At 70.1% G+C, this 19,518-nt stretch carries 18 protein-coding genes; 14 read left to right on the forward strand and 4 right to left on the reverse strand.

The window, feature by feature from the left end; translation table 11 throughout:
* Positions 1 to 8: 8 nt before the first annotated feature.
* Positions 9 to 3,866 carry an AAA family ATPase gene (locus HT134_RS43845; protein WP_246366602.1) on the forward strand — a complete coding sequence of 1,286 codons (3,858 nt, stop codon included), beginning with the start codon at positions 9 to 11 and terminating at the stop codon, positions 3,864 to 3,866.
* An 811-nt stretch (positions 3,867 to 4,677) separates the two neighbouring features.
* Here the strand turns inward: HT134_RS43845 and HT134_RS43850 are convergent.
* The 3 genes from HT134_RS43850 to HT134_RS43860 form a co-directional block, all read right to left on the reverse strand.
* Positions 4,678 to 5,226, reverse strand: coding sequence for a hypothetical protein (locus HT134_RS43850; protein WP_175606426.1), 549 nt, complete (start codon positions 5,224 to 5,226; stop codon positions 4,678 to 4,680).
* A 78-nt stretch (positions 5,227 to 5,304) separates the two neighbouring features.
* A complete protein-coding gene (locus tag HT134_RS43855; RefSeq protein ID WP_175606427.1) occupies positions 5,305 to 7,191 on the reverse strand; it encodes a type IV secretory system conjugative DNA transfer family protein in 1,887 nt (628 codons plus the stop codon).
* A complete protein-coding gene (locus HT134_RS43860; protein WP_175606428.1) occupies positions 7,188 to 8,606 on the reverse strand; it encodes a DUF2637 domain-containing protein in 1,419 nt (472 codons plus the stop codon). The genes HT134_RS43855 and HT134_RS43860 overlap by 4 nt, the downstream gene beginning before the upstream one ends.
* A gap of 688 nt (positions 8,607 to 9,294) precedes the next feature.
* Here HT134_RS43860 and HT134_RS47445 point away from each other — a divergent pair.
* The 5 genes from HT134_RS47445 (at position 9,295) to HT134_RS43880 (ending at position 12,141) form a co-directional block, all read left to right on the forward strand.
* Positions 9,295 to 9,429, forward strand: coding sequence for a hypothetical protein (locus HT134_RS47445; RefSeq protein WP_281387921.1), 135 nt, complete (start codon positions 9,295 to 9,297; stop codon positions 9,427 to 9,429).
* A gap of 151 nt (positions 9,430 to 9,580) precedes the next feature.
* Complete coding sequence (locus HT134_RS43865; protein WP_175606429.1) at positions 9,581 to 10,042, forward strand: DUF3307 domain-containing protein; 462 nt, start codon at positions 9,581 to 9,583, stop codon at positions 10,040 to 10,042.
* Positions 10,039 to 10,176 carry a hypothetical protein gene (locus tag HT134_RS43870; protein WP_175606430.1) on the forward strand — a complete coding sequence of 46 codons (138 nt, stop codon included), beginning with the start codon at positions 10,039 to 10,041 and terminating at the stop codon, positions 10,174 to 10,176. The genes HT134_RS43865 and HT134_RS43870 overlap by 4 nt, the downstream gene beginning before the upstream one ends.
* A 401-nt stretch (positions 10,177 to 10,577) precedes the next feature.
* On the forward strand, positions 10,578 to 11,279 hold the full coding sequence (locus tag HT134_RS43875; protein ID WP_175606431.1) for a ParA family protein: 702 nt from the start codon (positions 10,578 to 10,580) through the stop codon (positions 11,277 to 11,279).
* Positions 11,280 to 11,298: 19 nt separating this feature from the next.
* Entirely contained in the window at positions 11,299 to 12,141 is an 843-nt protein-coding gene (locus HT134_RS43880) for a hypothetical protein (RefSeq protein ID WP_175606432.1), read from the forward strand.
* Positions 12,142 to 12,187: 46 nt separating this feature from the next.
* Here the strand turns inward: HT134_RS43880 and HT134_RS43885 are convergent, their stop codons facing one another.
* The gene (locus tag HT134_RS43885) at positions 12,188 to 12,682 is read right to left on the reverse strand and encodes a hypothetical protein (RefSeq protein ID WP_175606433.1); all 495 of its coding nucleotides are present in this window, start codon (positions 12,680 to 12,682) and stop codon (positions 12,188 to 12,190) included.
* 562 nt (positions 12,683 to 13,244) lie between these two features.
* On the opposite strand from HT134_RS43885, the gene HT134_RS43890 reads away from it, so the two are divergent.
* From HT134_RS43890 to HT134_RS43930, 8 genes are all read left to right on the forward strand, one after another.
* The gene (locus HT134_RS43890) at positions 13,245 to 14,924 is read left to right on the forward strand and encodes a DNA cytosine methyltransferase (RefSeq protein ID WP_175606434.1); all 1,680 of its coding nucleotides are present in this window, start codon (positions 13,245 to 13,247) and stop codon (positions 14,922 to 14,924) included.
* 464 nt (positions 14,925 to 15,388) lie between these two features.
* Positions 15,389 to 15,751 (forward strand): hypothetical protein, encoded by a 363-nt coding sequence (locus HT134_RS43895; protein ID WP_175606435.1) that lies wholly within the window; start codon positions 15,389 to 15,391, stop codon positions 15,749 to 15,751.
* A gap of 70 nt (positions 15,752 to 15,821) precedes the next feature.
* Entirely contained in the window at positions 15,822 to 15,986 is a 165-nt protein-coding gene (locus tag HT134_RS43900) for a hypothetical protein (RefSeq protein ID WP_175606436.1), read from the forward strand.
* Positions 15,987 to 16,103: 117 nt separating this feature from the next.
* Positions 16,104 to 16,664 carry a DUF6349 family protein gene (locus tag HT134_RS43905; protein ID WP_175606437.1) on the forward strand — a complete coding sequence of 187 codons (561 nt, stop codon included), beginning with the start codon at positions 16,104 to 16,106 and terminating at the stop codon, positions 16,662 to 16,664.
* Between the two features lie 74 nt (positions 16,665 to 16,738).
* The gene (locus HT134_RS43910) at positions 16,739 to 17,680 is read left to right on the forward strand and encodes a phosphoadenosine phosphosulfate reductase domain-containing protein (protein WP_175606438.1); all 942 of its coding nucleotides are present in this window, start codon (positions 16,739 to 16,741) and stop codon (positions 17,678 to 17,680) included.
* Entirely contained in the window at positions 17,668 to 18,480 is an 813-nt protein-coding gene (locus HT134_RS45055) for a DUF4326 domain-containing protein (RefSeq protein WP_217709104.1), read from the forward strand. Before HT134_RS43910 ends, HT134_RS45055 begins: the two co-directional genes overlap by 13 nt.
* 41 nt (positions 18,481 to 18,521) lie before the next feature.
* On the forward strand, positions 18,522 to 18,812 hold the full coding sequence (locus HT134_RS43925; protein WP_175606439.1) for a hypothetical protein: 291 nt from the start codon (positions 18,522 to 18,524) through the stop codon (positions 18,810 to 18,812).
* 61 nt (positions 18,813 to 18,873) lie between these two features.
* Positions 18,874 to 19,296, forward strand: a complete 423-nt coding sequence (locus HT134_RS43930; RefSeq protein ID WP_175606440.1) for a hypothetical protein — start codon at positions 18,874 to 18,876, stop codon at positions 19,294 to 19,296.
* Positions 19,297 to 19,518: the final 222 nt, after the last annotated feature.

Consider the following 19,518-nt stretch of genomic DNA (forward strand, 5'->3'; position numbering starts at 1 on the left):
AGCGGGTGATGGAAGAGCAGCTCACGCGGGACTTCGGGGTGAAGTTCGCGACCCGCCCGGACGGTAAGGCCCGCGAGATCGTCGGCATTTCCCAGGAGCAGCGCGACCTCTACAGCTCGCGCCGGGCCACGGTAACGTCCCAGGTCGCGGCGCTGGCGGCCGAGTACGAGGCCAAGCACGGTCACGCGCCGAGCCGTCGTGCGCTGTTCAACATGGCCCAGTACGCCACGCTCGACAGCAAGACGAGGATGCGGAAGAGCAAGGAGGCCGCGCCGCGCGAGGTGAGTCTTGCGGGGTGGGAGGCGCAGAGTCGGGCCGCTGAGCTGGGGGCCCTGGCCGACATCCCCGAGGCCGTACAGGGCCGGGTCGACCTGTCGCAGGCCCGCAGTGTTGCCGAGCTTGCGGACCACGAGTTCCGCCGGGTGCTGAAGGCGGCGGTGGCAGAAGTGCAGGCCACAGGGGCTACGTGGACCCGCTATCAGCTCACGGCCGCGATCAACCGCCACTTGCCCGACACCCTCGGCGGTCTGCCCGCCCGCATGGTGCGCGGCGTGCTGGAGGACCTGACGGCCGAGGCCCTGGCCCCCGGCGCCGGATATGGGATTCACCAGGTCAACGCCCCTGATCTCGTTCGCGCTCCCGCTGAGTACCGGCGTGAAGACGGCCGGAGCATCTGGGAGCCGCACGAGCGCGGGCTGTACACCACCCGGACCCAGCTCGACGCCGAGGAGGAGTTGATCGGTGCGGGGGCGCAGACGGACGCGCCGAGGCTGGAGGCGGACGCGGCCGCCGCGGCGTTGGGCGGCGACAGTGTGACCCTGGAGGGGTTGCTGTCCGGGGCGGGTTCGGCGCGAGGCCGCGCCGGTTCGGCCACGCCCGGCGCCGACGCGGCGAAGGTGAGCGAGCAGGGCGCGCCGGGTTCGGCGCAGGGCCAGGGCGGTACGGCACAGCCCGTGAGCGCGGCCGCGCCGCAGTGGACGGGCGGGCTTCGTGACGATCAGGCCGCCGCGGTGTACGGCGTGCTGACCTCTGGTCGCCGGGTTGATGTTCTGGTGGGTCCCGCCGGTGCGGGCAAGTCTCGCGCGATGGGTGAACTGTCGGCGACGTGGCGCGAGCAGGTCGGCGGCAAGGTGATCGGTGTTGCTGTGGCGCAGGCCGCCGCCGAGGTGCTCAAGGGTGAGGGGTGCGACAGCACGGCGAACGTGGCGAAGTTCCTCACCGAGACCCGCGCCGGGCGGACGCGCCTGGTCGCTGGTGACCTGGTCGTGGTCGACGAGGCGAGCATGGTGACCTCCGGCCAGCTCGCCGAGATTCAGCGCATGACGGCGGCAGCCGGCGCCAAGCTTTTGCTGACCGGTGACCCCGAGCAGCTCGCGGCCGTGGGCGACTCCGGAGCGCTGGCGATGATGGCCCGTGAGCACGGCTTTTTCCAGCTCACCAAGGTTCAGCGGATGTCGGCCGAGTGGGAGCGTAAGGCGTCGCTCGCGATGCGGCGGGGCGAGGTCAGCAGCCTTGCCGAGTACGACAAGCGCGGCCGCTTGCTGGAGGGCAACGCCGAGGCGATGACCGAAGAGGCGTACCGCCGGTGGCTCGCCGACCATCTGTCGGGCAAGTCCTCGTTGTTGCTGGCGCCGACTGTCGAGCAGGCGCAGGAGCTCGCCGCGCGAGCCCGCGCCGAGCTGGTCGCCCTTGGCAAGGTCTCCGCTGACGGTCTGCCGCTCTCTGACAAGGCCGTGGCCGGTGTCGGAGACCGAATCATGGCAAGGCAGAACACTAAGCGGATCAAGGACTCCGAGGGGCGGAGGGTTACCAACCGGGACGTTCTAGTCGTCGATGAGATCACCCCGTCAGGCGCCATGGTGCGCCGGGATCTTGGGCGCGATTCGGTGACTGGCGAACAGCGCTGGAGCGCCCCGTACCTGGTAAAGGCTGCCTACCTACAGGATCACGCGGAGCTCGCTTACGCGTCCACGGTGCATGCAGCTCAGGGGCGCACGGTCGATACCTGCCACAGCTTGGTCACGCCCGGCGTGGGCCGCAGCATGCTCTACGTCATGATGACGCGGGGCGTGGAGGGTAACTACGCCTACGCCGTCACCGACGTGAACACCGCCGACCTTCAGGCTGGCGCCGTGGCCGCGGCCGAGCTGGCGGAAGCGGCGCGAGCAGCAGCCCGCGACGCGGCGCCCGTGCCCACTCCGGAACAGGCCCGCGCCGAAGTCGCCGAGGCGCGCGCCAAGGCGGCCGAGGAAGCAGCGGAGACGCAGCAGCCCCAGCGTGATCGCTTCAGTGTGCTCGCCGAGGCCATCGTCGAGGACGAGGCCGAGCTGACCGCGACGGAGACCATCCGGGACGAGCACCTCCGGTCAACGCACCTGGCGCACCTGGGGGTGATGTGGACCGACGTGACCCGCGACATCAGCGCCCGCGAGTGTGACGCCACGGTGGCCGAGGCCCTAACCGCTGAGCAGTACGCGCGCTACGCCGACGCCAGCGAGCAAGGCCCACGAGGGACCTTCCATCGTCTGGTTCGCGCGGCTGAGCTCGCCGGCCACGATGTTGGTCAGCTTGTCCGCCGGGCCGTAGGCGCTCGTGAGATCGACGACGCGGGCAGTCCGGCCGAGAGCGTCGCGAAGGTGTTGCACCACCGGATCAAGAAGCTTTTGGGCACCGACTCCCCCGCGCCGTTGTCGACCGACACGTTCGCCGAGCGGACCCCAACTCGAGGTTCTGCTGAGCGCGTCGGTTTCGCCGAGGAGCTCGCGGCCGCGATGGATGCCCGCGTGGTCGAGATCGGCGAGCGGGTGGCCGAGCGTGCGCCGGAGTGGGCCATCGAGCACCTCGGGCCGGTGCCCGTCGACCCGATGGAGCGCGAGGACTGGACCCGGCGGGCGGGCCGCGTGGAGGCTTTCCGGGAGCAGTACGACCGGCTCGACGAGACCACCGCGATCGGGCACGCGCCGGACACGCCTGAGGCCCGCGCCGCCTGGTGGAGTGCGTTCGACGCTCTCGGTCGGCCGGAGACCGAGCGCGAGGCCGCCAGCCGTACCGATGGGGAGCTGTGGGTCCAGCGCGAGGCGTACGCCCGGGCCGTCCGGTGGGCCCCGCCGTACGTGGGCGACGATCTGCGCGATACGACGATTGCCGCTGACCGCGCTCGCGCTGAGGCGACGCTGACCCGTGAGCAGGCCGACGCGGAGCTCGACCAGGCCCAGCGTGAGGCGCTGGAGACCAGGGCCCGGGCCCGCGAGGCACTCGCGGAAGCGCTCGACATGCGGCGGACCGACCTGGAGGCGATCGACGAGGCTCGCGACCTTTGGTACGCGTCCACGGAGCGTGCCAGGGCCGACGCGCTGCAAGCTGACCAGGAGCTTCGCCGCCGTCACCCCGAGGCGGAGTTGCCCGCGATCCACGGCGACGAGCCCGCGCGCACGGAGATCGAGGCCGACGAGGTCGAGCGGGTCGAGCAGGTTCGCGGACAGCTAGAACTGGAGCTCGAAGGCATCCGTGAGCAGGCTGACCACGAGGAAGCTGACCGTGAGCAGGCCGACCGTGAGGAAGCTGACCGTGAGCAGGCCGACCGCGGCGAGCAGGCCGAGCTTGACCTTGGTATCGGCGAGATCAACGGTCGCCAGGTGGCAGAGGACCTCACGGCGGCCGCAGAGGCTGCGAAGGCCGCACAGCGGGCCGCCGAGCGGGAAGAGGAGCGGCAGCGCGAGCAAGAGCGCGACCAGGCCGAGCGTGAGGAGCGCGACGTCACGCCGCGCGAGATCGAAGAACCCGAGGCCGTACGGCAGGAGCCCCAGCGGCGCCGTGAGGACGAGCGGGCTCGATCGATCGACCACGATCACGTACTGGAACGGTGACCCCCCGGCGGAGAAGACCTACCTTGGTGACCATGACCGACCCCAACGGCGCTGCGATCTCGCGGCCACCTGAGCACGTCTCAGCCGTTCTCGACGCCATCAGGGCTTGGGAGATGCGCTACCCCGAGTACGCGCCTACAGGGCAGGTTGAGGCGTTTCTGTGGGTACTGGGATCGGGTTCACAATCGCCGATCACGCGCCGACCTACAGCAGGCCCGCCCACACGGGCTCAGATCCAGAACGAACTAGAAGCAGCGGAAGAGGCATCGTCCCCCTCGGCCGGCGATGTCGCTGACGCCCTTGCTTGGCTTCTTGGGATAGAGGACTCCATCCCTGTGCCCGGAACCCATCCGGGGGGGTTGGGCCACCTTGTTGGCGGCCGAGGTCGCATCGTGCGAACCTCCCAGCAGGTCGTCTCCGTGCGTGACCTTGCGCGCCGAGGCCCTCGCGTTGCCTCGATCGAGTGGGAAACCGACTGGTGCACGGGCGTTGTCGCCTGTTGCGAGTGGGTTCTGGGCCGTCGCCAGGGGGCGCCCGTGAGCGAGCGCCTGCATGCTCACCCTGGTCTGCCGACCGGGGATGACCTCGTCGGCGAGCTCGCGCCCGTTGAAGACGTACGGCACCAGCTTGGACCAGGCCGCCGTCACGCCCGGGGGTATGGCGACGGGGTTTACCAGACGATCCAATGGCTGTTGGGGCGAACCACGGTGGCCCCGGTCGACGAGCGAGGTCTCCCGCCGGCGGACCGCATGTAAGCCCCTCGGACACGAGGAAGGGCCCGGACTCTTGTCCGGGCCCTTTGCTGTTGGCGCTACTCGCCGGGGTCGTGGGGGCAACCTCGGAAGACCACCTTCATTCGGGTGATCACTCCAGGGAGCCACCGGTCATGCCAGTCCGCCGCGTCGCGAGTGCGCCGTTCCTCGGCCAAGTACGCGTTGAACCACTCGACGTAGAGCCAGGCCAGCTCGTTGACCGCCGCGGGGTGGTGGGGCCAGCACGGTTTCAGCGTCTGGTCGCGCAGGTAGTCGCCGTACTGCGGGACCAGGACCTCGGCCACCCACGACTGCAGTTCGTCGAGCCGTTCGGCATGCTCTTCGGGGCTCATCCCCGTCCATGACCAGGTCTTTTGCGGCTCTCCCCCGCTGTTGCGGTTGTTCATGCGCGTCAGGGTGTCGGCAATGGCAGTGATCCGGTCGCGGAGCTCGCTTACTGTGCCCGCGACTGGCGCGAGCTCGCCGACCTGGCGCTCGATGTCGCTGACCTTGGCTGAGACGTTGTCCACCCGCGCCCCGAGCTTTCCGACGTCGACCGCGAGCATGGTCACGAGGTCGTCGCGTGGGGTCCCCTTGCCGGTGGTCATGGGGTGATCTCCTGTTCGGTGCGATTCGTGCACGTACGAGGGGCCCGGGCGCGCGGTGCGCCCGGGCCCCGGTCAGCTTCACGAGGACGTCTCGTCCTTCGGGGCGTGGTCCCACGGGCGGCGCTGCCGCGGCGGGGTGTCGGCCGGAGTCGTGGGAGGCGTGGGCGTGGTCACCGGGGACGGCCCGGTCCCGGTCGCCTGCTGAGGTCGCTGAACCGGCAGGGGTTGCGTCGCAGGGTCGCGACGAACCTCGGCCCGGCGCCGCGCGGCGAGCTCGTCAGCGTGGAGCACTGGCCCGTTCCCGGCGAGCAGGGCAGGGTTCGGCGCGACCAACGGCCGCGCGGTGGTCCGGGGAAGCCTGATCGCTTCCCCGGAGCGGGCCCAGGCTTTGAAGTCCTTGCGCTTGAACACGACCTCGGGACGGACGATGGTCGGCATCGCCTCGCCCACGATCACTACGGCGCGGCCGGGGGGGAGCCGCCGGACGTCGTTCGGGCTGAGCACGTCCACCCAATCCTGAACGGGTGTCTTCGTCCCGTCGCGTTCGCGGTGCTGGCGGATGGTGACGTAGACCTTGCCGCACAGCGCGGCGACGCGCTGCAGCAGCTCGGGTTCACTGGAGCCGCCCATGATGACCTTGGCCGTGGCGGTCTGCCAGATCGTCTCGGCGCCCCGGTCGCCCCAGCGCCCAGCGAGCTGTGCCCAGCTCTGGGAGTACAGCGACATCCGGATACCCGAGCCTGCCGCGTAGGACGCCCAGGCCGCCACGGGGATCGGGGTGACGTTGGCTACCTCGTCCAGCTCCATCGTCAGCGGCGGGTCGAGCCGCTTTGCCGCCGAGTTCGAGCCGACGATGAGCGCCTCGTGCTTGATCTCCGCCAGCAGCGCGCACAGCAGCGGTGGGATAGGGCTCGCCGCCTCGGCCGAGGCCACCAGGTACAGCGTGTCCCGCGAGCGCAGGAAGTCTGCGATCACGAACTCCTCATCCCCGGCGGGCGTCAGGGTCTCGACGACCTCGGGCGAGAGCATGAAGCGGAGCACCTGGCGAATCGTCCGCTCGACAGAGTCGCGGGTGCGGTCGTGCAGCGCGAGGTAGTCGCGGATCTCGTTCGCCGCGAACTGCGCTGCGTGGACGTGCCGGGTGCAGATCTCGACCGGCGTCGGGTCATCCTCGGTGATCCACTTCCAGACGTGCCGAAGGTTGCCGCCGACCAGGCCCGCCGCGTGCATGTAGGAGCTGAGCACCATCACGGCTTGCGACTCCCAGAAGTTGGAATCCGACAGGCCGCGCGTCTCGACCGCTTCCACCATGTGCCCCGCACGGCGAAGTGCCGTGTCCGGGTCCTGGCAGCCGGCCACGGGGTTCCACCGGAAGGTGGTCCCCCACTCCCCCACGCCCTCGGGGTTGAAGACATGCAGGTTGCCCACCCTCTGCCGCAGCCCTGCCGTGTTGGCGATCAGGTCGCCCCGGATGCTGGTCACCACGACCGGGCCCGGCGCGTCGATGATGCGCCCGGCGGCCGCCACGCTCTTGCCCTTCTGCGGTGCGGCGATGACGAGCAGGATGTCGGAATGGGTCGCGTAGACGCGCCAGCGGTGAACCCAGCCCTGAGCCCAGCCGAGGAAGGTCGCGTAGTTGCGCCACTTGCCGTGACCGTACAGGTCAGCGGTGCCGAGCGATGGCCGGGCGTGCCGGGCGATCTTCCGGGCGCGGCCGAGGCCGTAGCGCCGGTACAGCTCCCACCGGCCCGCGAACCCGGCACCGGGGTGGCGGCGCATGCGCAGCCGCCGCCACATGCCCGCGCGGGGCGTCTCGTGGCCCCGGCGAAGGAAGTCCCAGAGCAGGCGCAGGGCCAGGCCGCCGAGGAGGATCGCAACCAGGATGACGATGAACTTGATCGGGATCTCAGGGCCAGCGGTCGCGGCCGTCAGGAACGGATCCCCGCTGATCGTGCCGTACTTCACGTGTACGCCCCTTCCTGCACCGATGCCCCAGGAACCCCGAGTTCATCAAGGTACTCGTGGAGATACTTGCGCGCCGTGCCCTCGCTTTGAACGCCGATCTCCAGGAACCAGGAGCGGGCGAGTTCCGGGACCGCCCCGCGGTCGCGGTAGCGGTGGTCACCGCTGAGCCGCAGCCGCTCGTAGAGCGCGGCTAGGCGCACGCGCGGGGTTGCCTGGTCGGTGACGAGCTTCAGTTCCGCGCGCACGGCGCCGAGCTCGCTCGTGCGCTCCTTCAGGAGGGTCTCGACCTGGCGCAGGCGGTCGCTGTCGGCCTCGGCCCGCCGCAGGCGCTCAGACAGGCCCCTGAGCTGGTGCTCGGTGTCCTGGAGGCGTCCGGCGTAGCCCTCGATGGTCCTCTGAGCCTCGCTTTCCGTACGAGCCACCGAGGCTCGCGCTTCGGCCTGGAGTTGCTTGATCAGCCGGGCGTGTTCCTCCCGTTCCTGCTGGCTCTCCTGCAGTCGGGCGGCCGCCTCGGCGGCGCGGGCCTCTGCGATCTTGCGCAGCTCGCTCGCGTGGGCTTCCTGCAGAGCGTCGACCTGTTCGCGGGCCGCCTCGCGCACCTGCTCAGCGGTGAGCTTCGCCGAGCTCGCGATCGCCTCGGCCTCGGCCGCGCGGATGCTGGCCAGCGTCCGGCCGGGCGCGATCGGGGCGACGTCGAGCACCCATTGCCGGGCACCAGCCCATGTGCCCTTGCGGTCCAGGCAGAGCCGGAGAAGCCAGAGGGGCAGGCCGAAGGGCAGCCGGATCAGGCGACCCAAGAGGGCGAGCACCATCGAGAGAATGGGGGTTTCGTCGATGTCGAGGCCACGCTGAGCAGCGACGCGGCGCCGGACTTCCACGATGTAGCTTTCGAGCATCCAAGCCATGGTCACAGGGGCTATGACCGCGACGAGCATGCCCTCGATCGTGTGGGGCGCGTAAAGGATCTGCGCGCCCAGGCTCAGGCCGAAGAAGACCATCACGCCGATGCGCGCCCGGAGGCTGGACTGACCGCGCAGCGCGGCGACCAGGGCGACCAGGGCCATGGCGACCCAGCCGACATCGGGTAGGGCGGCGATGATGACCGCGCGTACCTGGTCGGCCGCGGTGGGGGTGGCGTCGGTGTGGTTGTGCAGCAGCGCGAACAGGCGCTGTGCCTCGTAGCCGACGAAGCCCGCACCGACCAGGGCCCCGAAGATGAGGACGCCGGCGACGCCGAGCAGCCGCCCGGAGAGGCGTTCGCCCGGGGCCTTGTTGGTCGACCCCGTGCGGTAGACGCGCGTCTCGTGGACGCCGTCAGGCCCGATCGACAGCCGGGCCGAGTCGAGGCCGTGGCCATTGAGGCCACCGGGGTAGCTGTCTGCTTTCCCCCGTCGCCCTAGAATTTTCTTCAACATCAGAAGGTTCTGCCTTCCTGGTGTCCACCCCGGGCGGCGGCGACTGATCCGCCAAGATTGAGGCGTCGTCGTCCGGGCTTGATGATTTGTGCTGCTAGGAATCTGCCGACGTTTCGGCAGGTGGTTGTGGTCTGCCGAGGAGCTCCAGGAGCCCTCTTCTCAGTTCCTCCTCTGTGTCGCCAGTCAGGGAATCGCCGAACGAAAGCACGACGGCCACGCCCACCCTGATCAGGGTGTTGGAGGTGATCCGTTCCCCGCCTCGGCGGGACTTTGCGTCCTGTAGTTCTCGGGCGAGCTCGTCCAAGCGCGTCCAGGCGTCGCCGCCGAGCGGCACGTACTTCGGCCGCAGGGTGGACCCCTGCCCTTCTGGCGTCATGCAGTTCTCCATAGGTGCGAGAGCCCCCGAGCCAAGCTCGGGAGTCTTGGGAATCAAGACTTGCGGACTCTCGAAGTGAAGCACGACACCCCATCTCCTTCACGCCGGCGCAATTCAGCGCCTCATCACTGCGTCTCCTGTATGAGATCACAGCGAGATCATAACTTCAAGACTCTTGAACTTCAAGACTTGGCGTGCAATCGTGAAGGCATCAGGTCGCAGAAGGGGTTCCACCCCGGCGACACAAAAGCCCCGAGGTGCTCATCCGACCAAGAACGTTCACCCCGGGGCCCTCTTTCGAGGAGTTCCAGCATGCCAGCAAACCGAGGCTCGCAGTGGCCCGCCGGCGCGAACACCGGCCAGGGCAAGCCCCTCTACTCGCGGCCGGGGGTCTTGCAGACCTCGGCCCCGCCGCAGGACACCGACGAGGCTAAGGACGGCAAGTGAAGCGCGGGACGCAAGTAGCGGCCAGCTTCGCCGCCAACGTCGTACGCTGTGCCGTCGCCGGTGTGATCCTGGTGAACGGCACTCAGAAGGACGTCGCCGAGCACCGGCAGAACTGCGCCGAGTGCGCCACCGTCACTCTTCAGGGGGCCCGATGACCGCCGCCGTGGTGTTCGCCGTCGTCTTCATCGCCCTCTACGTCGGGCACCACCTCGGCGACCAGTGGGTTCAGACGCACGCACAGGCGTGCGGCAAGGGCGAACGAAGCCGGGCCGGGCAGCTTCACTGCCTCGCGCACGTGGCCACGCTGACCGCAACCAAGGTGCTCACGCTCACGCTCGCCGCGATGGTGACCCACCTACCCCTCTCCCCCGGGCTCGTTGTGCTCGCCCTCACGGTGGACGCGGTCTCGCACTACTGGGCAGACCGCCGATACACCCTGGCGGCGCTCGCCGACCGTCTCGGCAAGACCGGCTATTACCGCCTCGGCATGCCCCGCGAGGGGCACGACGACAACCCCAGCGTAGGCACGGGCTCCTTCCATCTCGATCAGTCCTGGCACCTCACGTGGATCTTCGCGGCAACGCTGATCATCACGGCGGGAGCACCGGTATGAGGTGCCGCCTGGAATGGACCGAGGGCTCGCCCGAGCCCTTCGCCGTACGGCTACGCCGCACGGCGTACGGACTCGGTGTGATCGCACTGATCATCGCCGGGGCCGTCATCGCGGCCGCCATCACCAAACCCTGAGTGGAGCTGACAGCGCCATGCGTCCCACCGCCTTCAACATCATCGTGTTCGTCCTGGCGTTCGCCCTGGTGAGCGTCGGCATCATCGCCATCATGAACACGCTGATCAAGTAACCGTCCTCCCGAAACAGGGGCCCGGCACGCTGAGCGTGCCGGGCCCCTGTGCGTTGGCGCAGTCAACGGCTTGAGCGGCAGAAACCCTCTCGGCTCGACGTGCCGCGCGCCACGAGGGCGGTTCATAGCGGCCGTGCTGCTGGTCTGGGACACTCACCACTGACAGGACGGAATCACCCATTGTTGATCTTGAGACCAATTGGTCTCAAGATCAATTTGGTTGGTGCCGCCCGCATCCTCACTCTTGATCGCAGCAGGCGTCAAGATCACAAACGATCGGAAGCTCCCATGAACGCCACCGCCCAGAGCGGCGCGCTCAGAACTGCCGCTCGCGCAGCTCGCAGCTACCTCGTCCCCATCATCAACGGCAAGGGCGGGGTCGGAAAGACCATGCTCACCCTCGGCTTGGCCGCCCACACGGCCAAGGCCAACGGCCGGGCCCTCGTCTGGGACACCGACCCCCAAGGGACCGCACACCAGGTCACGAACGTACTCGCTGACCCCGGGTACGAGGTTCGCCTTGATACCGACCCTGACCACATTGAGGAAATCCGCAACCTCCAGGACATCGACACCGTGTTCGCCGACTGCCCCGGCAGCCTCGAAGCGGACAAGATCTTGGCTCGCATCGTCAAGAACGCCACGTTCGTGCTGATCCCCTACGACCACGAGTTCGAGTCCGTGCTCCCCACCATCCGCACCGCCAAGCGCGTGGCTGAGATGGGCGTGCCCTACGCCGCGGTCGTCACCAAGGCCGACCCACAGGTAGGCGCCCAGCACGTTATAGAGGCGTGGGAGACCCTCCAGGCCGAGAACATCCCGCACTTTAGGTCCTTCGTGCGCAAGTACCGCGCGTGGCCGAACAGCCTCAAGGCCGGGATACCCATCACCCGGTACAACGAGCGCTACGCCCCGAAACTCCGCGAGGACCTGGCCGCCGTGCATACCGAGCTGCTGTTGAACATCGGCCGCGCCGGCGCTCGCCGTTGAGCCGAAGGGAGCCCTGCACGTGAGCAAGAACACCAAGAGCAGCAAGGGCTTTGATGCCCTCCTGGCCATGCGCGAGGAGCTGCCCGACCTCTCCCCGAAATGGGACGAGAGCCCAGAAGGCGCGCCGGCCACTCCCCCGGCGGCGGCCGAGTTCGTGGGCCCTGGCCACCTCCCTACCCCCTACGAGGCCACCACCGACGACGGCCCGCTCTCGGAGGTCGAGCGCGAGCATCTCGCCCTCTGCGAGGCGGCTTTGGAGAACCTCCGGGTCGCCTACTGGGCCGCAGGGAAGGCGCTACAGGTCGTCCGGGATGGCCGCCTCTACCGCGAGGATTACGCCACCTTCGACGACTACACCGAGGATCGCTGGGAGATGGGGCGAAGGCACGCCGACCGACTGATTGAGGCGTGGCCGCTGGCCGAGAAGCTCGCCACGGCCGGTATCAAGGCGAACGAGTCCCAGGTTCGGGAACTCCTCCCCCTGGCTTCCGAACACGGCCAGGACGCCGCCTTGCTGGTCGGCCAGACCGTCGCTGAAAGCGTCGCGGTCGTCGAAGGAGTCCGGATGACTGCGGCGATCCTCAAGGGCGCTGTGGCCGTCATCCCGCCGGGCCCGTTCGACGCCGAACAGGCCATCGCGCAGATTCGCGCTTACCTTCAGGGCGAGCAGCAGCCGGCCCCGGCGCGGACCGCCGACCGGTGGGAGAAGACCACCGCGGCGGTTCTCGCGATTCAGGAACCCGCGCGCATGCGGCGGTTCGTCGACGAAGCCCGCCAGCGCCCCCAGGAGGCACAGGCGTTCATCTCGCAGATGCGCCACCTCGCCGACCTCCTGGAGAAGGCGATCGAGTCGGGTACGTAACGCCACTCCCCTAGTTGATCTTGAGACCAATTGGTCTCAAGATCAACTAGGGGAGTTCTGCGGCCTTGGCATGCCAGCACCTCGGCACCCCGTCGCGCAGGAGCTCGCGCCGCGCGTGGACGTCGAGGACGGGGGAGGAGTCCCAGAATGGGCGAGCCGACCAGGTGTCGGCCGCCAGCGGAACGCCGAGGTAGGCGACGCCGCGCCCGGGTGGCCAGGTCACCTCGGCGGCCGTGCCCGCCGGCCCCGGGCACGCCCAGGCGTGCGGAACCGGCAGGCGCGTACTTCCGGTGTCGACGAGGGCCAGGCCCTCCACGTACGTCCAGCCGCGCGCCGTGGCGACCTCAGCCGCGTTGGCGTAGCAGAACCCCGCCGGGCCGCGCTCGACGTCGACCGGCAACGCCTCGGGAGCGAACCACTCGCCGAGGTCGAGCAACAGGGCGTAGAGCGAGCCGTACCGATCGCCGGGCAACGGCGGCGACAGGGCCGCCCACGCGCGCAGCGTCTCGGCCAACTCCCGTTCGTCTGCCGTCAGCGCCACGGCGCCACCCTACGCCGCAGAGCGCTTGACTCGACCCTCTGATCTACGCCGTAAACGCGGGCGATCTTGTCTCCATTTGGAGGTAGCCGCCAGCGACCGCGCGAGAGGAAGGACTGTCGGCCCTGCGGGCCGATGCTGGGGGCGCTGCCCCCTGCACCCCCGCCCTCGCCGGGAGGCAGGCTCCGAGATGACCGGGGCCGGAGCGGACCTGCAAGGCCGTAGGCGGTGCCGTCCGGGGTCGTGGCCATCTCGCCACCTGACCCCAAGGGGCTACCACAGGAACCCGGGGCCCCCAAGTCCCAAACCCGGGGACTTGGCCGCCCCGGAACCCTGCGGTAGTGCAGGCATCAGGCGACGAGATGACCACTCAGGCCCCCGGACTGTGTGGGTTGAACCCCCCACCGGGCAAGGCAGCGCACGCGACCGAAAGGTAAAACCCCAGCTCAGACCCCCGATTTCGAGGTTTCATCAGCCAGTAAATCGGGTAGACTGTTGAATAGAAGGGGGCGGGCCGGACACCCGCCCCCCGCACCACCCGCGAAAGATCGAAAGAAGGACGCACATGCTCGACCTGATGGATTGGTTCTGTGGAGCCGGTGGCAGCTCGCAGGGCGCGCACGCCGTTCCCGGCGTCCGGGTCACCCGGGCCGCCAACCACTGGGAGAAGGCCATCGAGAGCCACTCGGTCAACTTCCCCGAGACGGACCACTACCTCGGCGACATCCGGACCGCGCCGGTCGAGCGCTGGCCGGTGGCCGATCTGTTCTGGGCAAGCCCGGAGTGCCCCCAGTGGTCAGCCGCGCGCGGCAAGAAGCGCGACTTTGACATGACGCTGCAGGGAGAACTCTTCGGCCCCGAGCGCGACGAGGAGGCCGAGCGCAGCCGGGCCCTGATGGAGGAGGTGCCGATGTACCTCCGGGGCGTCATCGCCCGGGGCGGCCGCGTGCGGGCCGGGGTCGTCGAGAACGTCGTCGACGTCCGGGCATGGGACCAGTGGAACCGGTGGATCGGGGAGATTCGCGCCCTCGGCTACCGAACCCGCGTGATCGCCATCAACAGCATGCACGCCCAGCCCGCGCGCACCCCCGCCGCGCCGCAGAGCCGGGACCGGCTGTACGTGGCCTACTGGGATGAGGCCCTCGGCCGGGACCCCGACTGGAACAAGTGGTTGCGGCCGCTGGCCTACTGCCCGGTCTGCCAGGAGACCGTACAGGCCGTCCAGGTGTTCAAGACCCCGGGCGCGGACATGGGCCGCTACCGCCAGCAGTACGTCTACAAGTGCCCCCGGGTGGCCTGCCGCAACCAGGTGTTGGAGCCGCCCGTGCTCCCGGCGGCCGCCGCGATCGACTGGAGCCTGACCGGCCAGCGCATCGGCGACCGGGACCGGCCGCTCGCCGACAAGACCATGGCCCGCATCGAGGCCGGGCTACGCCGCTACGCCGTCGCCCCGGAGTTCGCCGAGCCGAGCTGTCCGCCGCTCATGGTGCCCGCCGGGGGAACATGGCGCGACGAGGCGACGCCGGTAAGCGCGCCCATGAGCACCAGGACCACGCGAGAGAACGACGGCCTGGCCATCCCCGCGCCCTTCCTGGCGTTGCTCCGCTCGGACCGGCCGCGCACGATCGGGCTGGACGAGCCCCTCGCGACCGTCGTCGCGGACGGCAGCAATCACGCCCTGGTGATGCCGCCGCTCATGATCCCGATGGAGGGGCGCGAGGGGAAGGAAGCCGCTCCCGCCTCGCTGCCGCTCCGCACGCAGACCGCGCGCAACGAGACCGGCGTCGCCTTCCTGCCCTTCGTGGCCGAGCTGCGCGGCGGGTCCTCCGACGCCCGCGCGGTCAGCGAGGCCCTGGCCACCGTCACCGCCAGCGGCAATCACCACGGGCTCGTCACCCCGCCCGGCACCTCGGCAGCGCTCTGGCAAACCCTGCTCGCGCCCTACTACGGCAACGGCCAGGCCCGCCCCGTCGCCGAGCCCATCGGCACCCTGTCGACCCGCGACCGCTACGCCGTGGTGCGCGGCGCGGCCGAGCTCGACATCACCGACGTGCAGTTTCGGATGCTGGAGCCGCACGAGGTCGGCGCGGCGATGGCGTTCGGCAAGAGCTACGTCGTGGTCGGCAACAAGCGCCAGCGCGTCAGGCAGTACGGCAACGCGGTTACGCCGCCGGTGGCCGAGATCATCGTCTCTGCCCTGGTCGAGGCGGTCACCGGCGAGGACATCGAGCGCTGGCCGAACTGAACCAGCCCGGGGCCCGGCGCTTGGCCGGGCCCCACCCCTCGGGGAACGCGCCCAGGCATGACGAAGGCGGCCGATGAACTACCGCACGGCCAAGGCCGGGCAGCAGTCGGACACACCGGCCGCCAATGGTCCACCCGCGAAAGGTAGGACACGCCCCCAGGGTAGCAAGACCCCGGCGACACGAAAGAAAACCCAGCTCAAAGCCGTGATCAACGGTTTCAAGACGACAATATCGGGTAGACTGTTGAATAGAAGAGATGAGGAGGTCAGGATGACGAACCCCGGCGAGGTCGACGAGGAGCTCGACGAGATCGAGGACCCGCACGAGCGCTGCAACGGCATCCACGTCAGGGGCCTGGTCTACGTCGACTGCGACGGCCGCGAGATCTAGACCAGCAGACGCCGCCGGGGGAGCGGGCCGGACACCCGCCCCCCGGCACCACCCGCGAGAACAGGAGCAGGACATGCCCGCGATCACCTACCGCATTGACGAGGCCCACCGCGCCGCGCTGGAGACGGCCGCGAGCTACTACTACGGCCTGCCGTTCGACGCGCTCAGCTTCACCGAGGCGTTGAGCCTGGTACGCGCCCAGATCCAGGCCAAGCCCATGGCAGAGCAGGTCATCACGGACGGCATGACCGTGGTCGACGCTGCCGCCGACGGGGCGGAGGCGGCCGCCGCCGCGCTCAGGCAGTTCGCCGACGCGCTCGCGATCACGGCCCCGGACGAGGTGCTGATCGTCATCGTCACCGACGCCCGCAGCCTCATGGCCCGGGTCATGGGCCGGGCGCGCGAGACCTACCGCTTCACCCCCACCGCCTGGTAACACGCCCCAGCGCCGGGGGCGGGCCGGACACCCGCCCCCGGCGCCACCCGCGAGCACAGGAGAGCAAGACATGATCAGGACTTCCCAGGTCGAGATTCTCAAGACCGCCGTGCGCGAGCTGGACGCCGCGCGCGAGAACGGCACCAAGGCAGAGATGGAGCGCTGCCTGTCGGTGGTGCAGGCCGCCTACCGCAACGCCAGCGACGACGAAGTGAACGCCGCGATCGAGTGGTGAACCCCGGGGGAGGGGCGGGCGCCGGCGCGGCCCTCTCCCGCCGTACCAGCTACTCGAGTACCCGCCTCGGCCCGGACAGCCGAGACCACCCGCGAAGCACACCGGAAAGGCACGCCCATGAGCACCTCGGGCAGCAGCACCCCGAACCACCAAGACCAGGAGCCGCGCGGCACCCGCGCCAGGCTCGCCGCCTACCAGGCCGCCCCCGACACCGCCCGCCGGGGCATGTGGGCGATCAGCTACGGCCACCCCGCCGAGCTCACCACCGCTTGCCGCCCGACCGTGCTTTCCCGCGTGGTCGACGTACCGGCCTGGCACCAGGTCCACCGCGGCGCCTGCCTCGGGTGCGACTGGGAGGGCCCCGAGCACCGCCGCAACAACGACGCCACCGAGGACGCCCACGATCACGCCTGGCCGAGCTGGCGCACCCTGCCCGTGGTCAACCCGCCGGCCGCCGCCGCCGACTACAGCAAGGTCTTGATGGGCCGCTGGAACGCCCAGGTGGCCCAGTCCTACCCCGCCGGATGGTTCGAGCAGGGCGGGCCGATCCTCATCCGCCGCCCGGACGGCTACAACACCCGCCACCGGCCCGGCGGCGCGCCGGGCGGCGGCTACGAGCTGGTCATCCAGCAACCCGAGACGCGCGAGCAGGCCGAACAGCCGCCCCTCTTCGACTGACCAGCCATCCCGTGACGGCCCAGGCCCGGACAGCCGGGGCCGTCACCCACCCCACCCGCGAACGAGGCCCCACCATGGATCAGCTCACGCTCGACCTGCCCGAACTTGACCTCTTGGACGCGCCGCCGGACCTGACGAGCTATCACCGCATTCTGATCAACATCTCGGCCGGGAAGGACTCTCAGGCCGCGCTCGACGCCGTGGTGAAGGCCGCGAGGGCGGCCGCCGTCGCTGACCGCCTAGTGGCCGTTCATGCCGACCTCGGCCCGATGGAGTGGCCGGGCGTGCGCGAGCTGGCCGCCGAGCACGCCGCCCACTACGGTCTGCGGTTCGAGGTCGTGCGACGCGTCGGCAGCAACCTGCTGGAGCGGATCAACGAGCGCGGCCTGTTCCCCGACTCGCAGAACCGTTGGTGTACCAGCGACTTCAAGCGCGGGCCCGTCCGGACCTTGATGACCCGTCTCGTCCGCGAGGTGCGCGGCGAGGGGATCAGTGGCCGCGTCCGCCTGCTGAACGTGATGGGCATGCGGGCCCAGGAGTCGCCCGCGCGCCGCCGCTTGCTCGCCTTCTCCCACGACGGGAGCAAGACCTGTTCGTGTGAGCCGTGCCGGACCCGGACCACGGCGGCCGCCGCCGTGCTGGCAGCAGGCGGCAAGGTGCCCAAGCACCTCAAGACCGGCCACGGGGCATCCAACTCCCTGCGCCACGTCGACACCTGGCTCCCTATCCACCGCTGGAGCGCCGAGCAGGTCTGGGAGCGCATCCGGCAAGCGGGCACCAGGCCGCACATGGCATACCTGCTGGGCATGCCCCGGTTGAGCTGTGTTTTCTGCGTCCTGGCCTCGCGCTCAGCGCTGATCCTGGCCGCGCAGCTCCAACCGGAGCTTGCCGCCCTCTACGCCGAGGCCGAGGCCGCGACCGGCCACCGCTTCCGCCAGGACCTGTCTATGGCCGAGATCATCGCCGAAGCGGCCGCGCGTCCCCCGGTACGCAGCGTTGAGGAATGGGCAGCGTGAGGCCGCGCCGCGTGCGGGTCGAGGGCGACCTGTACCACGGCCGCGTCCCCGCCGGGGCGGCCTACATCGGCCGGGCCTGCCCGGGGCTGAAGGGCAGCCCGTTCCGCAACCCGTTCGCGGTGAAGACCCACGGCCGCGCCGAGGCGTTGCGGCTCTTCCGGGGCCATCTGGCCGAGCACCCCGAGTTGGTCGAGCGGGCCCGGCGCGAGCTCGCTGGGCTCGACCTGGCGTGCTGGTGCCGCCCGGGGGAGGAGTGTCACGGGGACGTCTGGCTCGCCGTGCTCGCCGAGCTCGCGCCGTACAGCGCGGCCGCCGGCTCCGGGACAATGGGTCTCATGGCGCTGGTGACGTTGGGGGAGTGGGCGGCGAAGGTCGGCCGCGCTGAGACGGCGGTCCGCAACCACCTCGCGGCCGCCCCCGGGTTCCCGGCGCCGAAGGGAACCAGGCCGCGCACGGGCAAGGGCACGCCGTACGAGGAGTACGACGAAGCCGAGCTAGACGAGTTCCTGAAGGCATGGGAGGCCGCGCACGCGCCCGCCCGCTACCAGGTGCCCGGCGACCCCGACGAGATGCGCACCCTCGGCGCGATCGCCAAGCTGTTGGGCGTCGACGGCAAGAGCGTCACGCAGTACCGCGCGGCGATCGACGAGCACGCCGCCCACGAGGACCGGGGCGCCCGCCGCTACTACCGGACCGGTGACGTGGTCGAGGTGCTCAACAGCCGCAAGGGGTTCGGGGTCGCGCTCGACCCCACGCGCGACCGCCGCCGTACGGCTACCGCCAGCGAGCCCGGGAGCTGAACCGGCTGACTACCGCGCGTAGCAGCCGTTAGCGTCGGGTGATGGACCCCGACGCTTCCCCCGGGCCCGACGCCGCACCCCCGACGCCCGCCGCGCAGGCCGGGTGCGCGTGCCTGTGCATGGTGGTCATCGCCGCCGTCGTGTTCTTCGGCATCATCGCCGTGGCCACCGAGCCGGAGAACGCCGGGGGGATCTTCCTCTTGCTGGCCGCCTGCTCTGGCCTGCTGGCCGCGCTCGCGGCGGCGACCGGCCACAAGGAGGCCGCGTGGCTGAGCGGGTTCGCCGGCCTCGGCCTGCTGGCCGTCAGCATGGCCGCGTTCTTCGGTTCCTAGCCCGCCCCGCCCGCCGCGGCGTACCGTCGAGATCAGGTCTCGCCGACGAAGGAGCCCCCTCGTGACCGACGCCGCGCCCGTCGAGCCCCGCCGGAGCAGACGCGCTCTGGTCGTCGCCCAGGCCGCCGCCGCCATCCTCGGCGCGGTCATCGTGATTGCGCTCCCGCTGGCCGACACCCTGGCGTGGGCCAGCTCTCCGACCGGGCTTGGCCAAGGCCCGTTCGTCGCCTGGCTGGCAACGCTCTGGCTCGCCATCTCCCCCGCCCTGCTGGCGCTGCCCGTGGCCTACGGGTGGCGACGCGGCGAACGCGGCGGCCGCCTCCTGATCGCGACGTGGGCCCTGATCGTGCTTGCCGCCGTGGTGCACTGGGACGCGGGCGGTTCGTGGGCTGAGATCCTCGCGCGGCCCGCCGCGTTCGCGCTCATGCTGTGGATGCTGCGCCCGCTCGACCCGCCCCCGGCGGCCGTCGCCCCCGAGCAGTGAGCGGCCGCGCCACCCCGGTTACCAGTCCGTAACGGCACAGAATCCTAGGTCTGCAGGGTTAAATATGATCTTCGCGACGCTCTGACCTGCGGTAACGTGCCGGGTTGTTTTCGACAGCTCGCGACGTCTGGCGCAACGTCCTGTTCGTCCCCTTTTGGGGTCCGTTTATGCAGCGCCCATGCATGGATATGCACACCCGGAGCGAGGCTCACGCGCTTCCCC

The sequence above is a fragment of the Nonomuraea rhodomycinica genome, assembly GCF_013363995.1.
GTDB lineage: Bacteria > Actinomycetota > Actinomycetes > Streptosporangiales > Streptosporangiaceae > Nonomuraea > Nonomuraea rhodomycinica.